General features: G+C 41.1%; 6 protein-coding genes and 1 pseudogene. 2 read left to right on the forward strand and 5 right to left on the reverse strand.

Annotated features, from left to right (window positions below):
- Nucleotides 1-234: 234 nt before the first annotated feature.
- A pseudogene (locus tag EWV66_RS15775) lies at nucleotides 235-1,257 on the forward strand (protein kinase domain-containing protein); the annotation flags it as partial.
- Between the two features lie 183 nt (nucleotides 1,258-1,440).
- Nucleotides 1,441-1,917: a GUN4 domain-containing protein gene (locus EWV66_RS15780; protein WP_072925920.1), complete on the forward strand. Its 477-nt coding sequence runs from the start codon at nucleotides 1,441-1,443 to the stop codon at nucleotides 1,915-1,917.
- 169 nt (nucleotides 1,918-2,086) lie between these two features.
- Here the strand turns inward: EWV66_RS15780 and EWV66_RS15785 are convergent, their stop codons facing one another.
- The 5 genes from EWV66_RS15785 to EWV66_RS15805 all read right to left on the reverse strand — a co-directional run bounded on the left by EWV66_RS15785 (nucleotide 2,087) and on the right by EWV66_RS15805 (nucleotide 4,388).
- Entirely contained in the window at nucleotides 2,087-2,476 is a 390-nt protein-coding gene (locus EWV66_RS15785) for a type II toxin-antitoxin system VapC family toxin (RefSeq protein WP_052277193.1), read from the reverse strand.
- Nucleotides 2,473-2,670, reverse strand: coding sequence for a hypothetical protein (locus EWV66_RS15790; protein ID WP_052277192.1), 198 nt, complete (start codon nucleotides 2,668-2,670; stop codon nucleotides 2,473-2,475). Before EWV66_RS15790 ends, EWV66_RS15785 begins: the two co-directional genes overlap by 4 nt.
- A 106-nt stretch (nucleotides 2,671-2,776) precedes the next feature.
- Nucleotides 2,777-3,031: a type II toxin-antitoxin system VapC family toxin gene (locus tag EWV66_RS15795; protein ID WP_072925922.1), complete on the reverse strand. Its 255-nt coding sequence runs from the start codon at nucleotides 3,029-3,031 to the stop codon at nucleotides 2,777-2,779.
- Nucleotides 3,028-3,327, reverse strand: a complete 300-nt coding sequence (locus EWV66_RS15800; protein WP_052277190.1) for a hypothetical protein — start codon at nucleotides 3,325-3,327, stop codon at nucleotides 3,028-3,030. Before EWV66_RS15800 ends, EWV66_RS15795 begins: the two co-directional genes overlap by 4 nt.
- 404 nt (nucleotides 3,328-3,731) lie before the next feature.
- The gene (locus EWV66_RS15805) at nucleotides 3,732-4,388 is read right to left on the reverse strand and encodes a hypothetical protein (RefSeq protein WP_287116009.1); all 657 of its coding nucleotides are present in this window, start codon (nucleotides 4,386-4,388) and stop codon (nucleotides 3,732-3,734) included.
- Nucleotides 4,389-4,676: the final 288 nt, after the last annotated feature.

The raw sequence follows: 4,676 nt of genomic DNA on the forward strand, positions 1-4,676 counted from the left end.
TGTCCACGCCCTTTTTCAGAATATAGGCACCCAAGCTACAAAGCGGTATTTTTTACCTAGGTTGGGACGGGTTGCCTACTTCTCAAGATACAAGGTTGGGTTGAGGAACGAAACCCAACACAACCAACAGCTAAGACAGGAAACCCAACACAACCAACAGCTAAGACAGGAAACCCAACATAACCAACAGCTACTTTTTTAACGTCAACCAAACTACTTAAAGGAGTAAAAACCATGAGTCTGTGTCTCAATCCTAATTGTTCTTCTGCCAATCCAGATGGCAATAAATTCTGTGAAAAATGCCGCTCTAAATTGTTTTTACAAGAGCGTTATCAAGCAATTAAATTAATTGGTCAAGGAGGATTTGGTCGTACTTTTAAGGCGGTAGATTATAGTAAGCCTTCTCGACCTTATTGTGTGATTAAACAGTTTTTTCCTTCGGCTCAAGGGACTGATACAATTGAGAAAGCTTCAGAATTATTTGAAAAAGAAGCAATCCAATTAGATAAGTTAGGAAAACATCCCCAAATCCCTGAAATTTTCGCCTATCTCAATCATGATGATGACCGTCAATATTTGGTACAAGAATATATTGAAGGACAGAATTTAGAACAAGAATTAAGAAGCCAAGGGGTATTTAATGAAGCCAAGATTAAAGCTTTATTAACAGATATTTTGCCAGTTTTAGATTTTATCCATAGTCAGGGAGTAGTTCACCGAGACATTAAACCAGAAAATATTATTCGACGTAACTCAGACAAGAAGGCGGTTTTAGTGGATTTTGGCGCAGCTAAACTTGTTACACCTCTTAACCGTTCTGTTACTGGTACGGTAATCGGTTCAGCGGAATATGTCGCTCCAGAACAAGCTAACGGTAAGGCGAATAATCCCAGTGATTTGTATAGTTTAGGGGTCACTTGTATTTATTTGTTAACTCAGGTTTCACCCTTTGATTTATTTGATACCAGTGACCATGAATGGATTTGGCGACAGTTTTTAGTCAATAATAATGTTCGGGATGATTTAGGGCGCATTCTTGATAAAATGATCGAGTTTGGTACAAGAAAACGTTATCAATCAGCAAAGGAGATTTTACAAGATTTGACGGGACAATCACCAACAACTTCTATACAAACACCAGCAACCCCTGTTATTCAAACGCCACCAACGCCTAAAGTTGCTGCTAATATTGTGCTTAAAAGTGCTAGGGAGGTTAACTATTCTCAATTACAGCAACTCTTAAGTAGGTGGGTGGAATTAAATATAAGATGAACGTAGGTTGGGTTGAAGCATGAAACCCAACGGCCGATTATGTTACGCTACCGCTAACCCATCCTACAAATAATTGTGCCTCCCTACTTAAGTACCTAGGCAAAATTATTTACACATGACGATCATTGCCCCGTAAGGGTTTTAGCTCGATCGGGCAGGTAATTAATTTTGCATGACTACTTAGCAGCAGAAAACTGGAAAGAAGCAGATAAAGAAACAGGGGAAGTGATGTGTCGGGTCGCCGGAAGGGAAAGCGAAGGATGGTTGAGAGAAGAGGACATTGATAATTTCCCCTGTGAAGATTTACGAACTATTAACCAACTTTGGCTAAACTATAGTAGCGGTAAGTTTGGCTTCAGCGTCCAGAAAGAAATCTATGAGAGTCTTGGTGGCACGAGAAAGTATAATAGTGAACTGGAAGTGGAAGTATTGGAAAAGTTCGCCGATAGCGTCGGCTGGAGACAAGGAGGTAGGTGCTTGACAGGCCGACAGTTGACTTTTAATTCAGCAGTCTTTAATTCAGCAGTCCCCAAGAGGCACCTACCCGTACCTGGGGTTTTCGGCGGGGAGAAAAGTGTGTTACTGGGTATTGCTGCTTGTGGTGTGCCTTTTCTCGCGCAAAGACTTGTAAGCTGTAGGATATAACAACTTGAGGCAATTTGTCAAGCTTAGTTTTGGAGATTTCTAGAACGAAAACATAGGCTTTTTCCTACTTCAATACCTGGCACTGGTTGCTGTCATCAAGCTATCGATTTCCAGTAGTAAGCTACTTTGCAGATAAGTCAACTTTTAATTCTCGCTCTTCTACTATTCTTTACCCCTGATCAATAAACGGATTTTTAATATTTAAACCGGAAATCCCCTTAAAATCATCAACATTTCTAGTGACCAAACATCCATTTTGGCTCAATGTTGTCGCGGCAATAATGGCATCGGGAATCTTGATTTTATACTGTCGTTTCAGTTGAATAGTCAGATCTTCAATTTCTCTCAATATGGGAATTGATTCAAACTGTGAGAGTAAATCTTCAATTATCTGCTCTTCTTCCTTAGATAAAGTAGGAAAACTGAGTAACTCAATTCTGACAATTGGTGAGATAAAAATCTGATGCAAACTCAAAAAAGCTTGGGAGAAAAAAGAAGTAACTAGATCGTCATCGGCTAAATAATAAATAAAAATATTGGTATCATAGACGTATTTCATCCATCCCACTCCCGACGAAGAGACTCCACATGAGATAGCATTGCCGCCTTTTGCTCCTTAAGAATACCTTTGGCTTTAACCACCTTTTGATAATCTTTTTGCCAAAGCTGAAGCAGTGAATCTGGCACATCTGCTGTAATGAAATTTTCATCTTCAGCAATCAGATAATTCCTTGGTATTTTAATCAGTGGCACAGCTTTTCTCCTAATACCAAACAGTATTTAATGTCTCTCTCTGTCATAGACTATCATTATATATCATCCTTTCCTCATGAATCCCTAACCTCCCAGAAAAATCCAATCATCGCGGCGGTAATCCAAAAATAGTAATAAGTAAAGACTGTAACCAATTAATCGATGCTTGAGTTTGCTCGACCGTCATCCGATTTCTTCTTTCTGCGACTAGGAGAGTATTGACAATCTCTAAAGACCAAATTTCGGGAACAAATGCTTCGGCGTTTGGCATTATGTCTAATACTGCGTTAGCATAATCGTTATCTTCATCGACCAAACACCAGCTAATTGCTACCGAACAATCTAAAACGAACTCAATCAAAACCGTCTCCCTTCTTCTCGCATGGCACGAATTTCACTTTTAGGTAAAGCTACAGTTTTTTGAAGGTGGCGCATTCCTGAAATAGCTTGGGTAATAGATTGCTCTACTACTGGGTTGCCCCAAGCATTATAGCGAGGTTTTCTTTCCTCTTTTCTACTTGCTAAATCTTCACTGACTTCTTGAACCGCTTCAACGGTTACTGTAACATTTACTTCAGTTTCTTTAAAATCGGACGGTATATCTAAATGTAAGATTCCATCTCTACCAATCTGAGAACGTGGTTTAATTGTTGGCATATTAAAACCTCGTATATTCTTATCCTTTTGCCCATTTATAAGCAGGTGAATATTATAAATTTGATTCTACATCACCACAGGTTGTGGGTTCCAATGCTCCTCGTGTCTAATTGAATTTGTCCACCTGCCTATCAACCAGTATTTGAAGTCTCTGTCATAGATCATCATTATATATTATCCTTTCCCCATGAATCCCTACCCTCCCAGAAAAATCCAATCATTGCGGCGGTAATCCAAAAACGGAAACGGACCAATAAAATAGGGGCTTTTCCCACAAAAAGATGTAATCCGAAAATAGAGGGCAGTATCAACCAAATCAGTCGCCTCATCCGGTTCCATCATCACCACCTTAAAGCCGCTGCCAAAAGGATGCGGCTCTTCTGGTTTCTGTGTGGAAACGAGGTCTATACTGATAGTTTCTTCGACAAAATAGTCCTAAAAGTGTTACCCGATAAGCATTTCACGATTCCATAAGCAAAAATTATCACACAACCCGTCGGTTCCTTCCCCCCATTGAGGAAGCGCAAACAACCTTCACCCCCATTCATCTGCTGGTACTTGCCACTAATCCACCTCCCAGCATTCTCCAAGTCATCCAATTCCAGATAGGCACAATTCTCCTCGCAGGGGACGCTGAAACCATCCTGATAGCTGCCCGTCACCGTCTGATAGCGGTACGACTCCGCCGCCCCCCAAATGCCATCAATCCGCACTACCGCCGTCCCTGCTAGGGTTGCGGGGTTAGGCATCTGTCTTAAGGGTACATTGCCCAAACCGGGGATGTCAGCCACAAAACTGCTGCCCCAATCAGCAAAATTGCCGATCGCGGCTTGAGAAATGCCCGGAATGGCGCTGATAGGGAACTGAGACAGGTCAATCCCATTCAATTGCCAGTTACCGACAAGGGGATTTTCAGCTAAAATCTCGCCCAAGCTGCGATCGCCAGCCGCCAAGCCTGCTGCTGCCAACAACTGCTGGACTGGCGGAATCTGACTAACAGCCCGCTGCCCCAAGCTAGGAATTGCTGCCACCAACTGCTGCAATGTCTGTTCCCCCAGCAAGGGATATTCTGGTTAATAAAACTAACCTTAAGTAGGGAGGCACAATTATTTGTAGTGGTTTGTTTCAGTTAATTTGGTGTATTAGAAAAATGCTATAAATTCTATAATCTAAGACTTTAAGCCGAAATCTATTGCCCTATTTTAGCTGAAACAGTAAACAGTTAAACAGGGGGAGCATCTCACCTTTGCAATGAGCATAAATACTTAGTAGAAAAATAGGCTTTTCGAGGGTAATTCTTGTTTTAATTCTCCATGTACGCGGTCTTTAAAAGCCTCTATTTCGTTCCA

The sequence above is a fragment of the Microcystis sp. M_OC_Ca_00000000_C217Col genome, from assembly GCF_007095585.1.
In the GTDB taxonomy this organism is placed as follows: domain Bacteria; phylum Cyanobacteriota; class Cyanobacteriia; order Cyanobacteriales; family Microcystaceae; genus Microcystis; species Microcystis panniformis.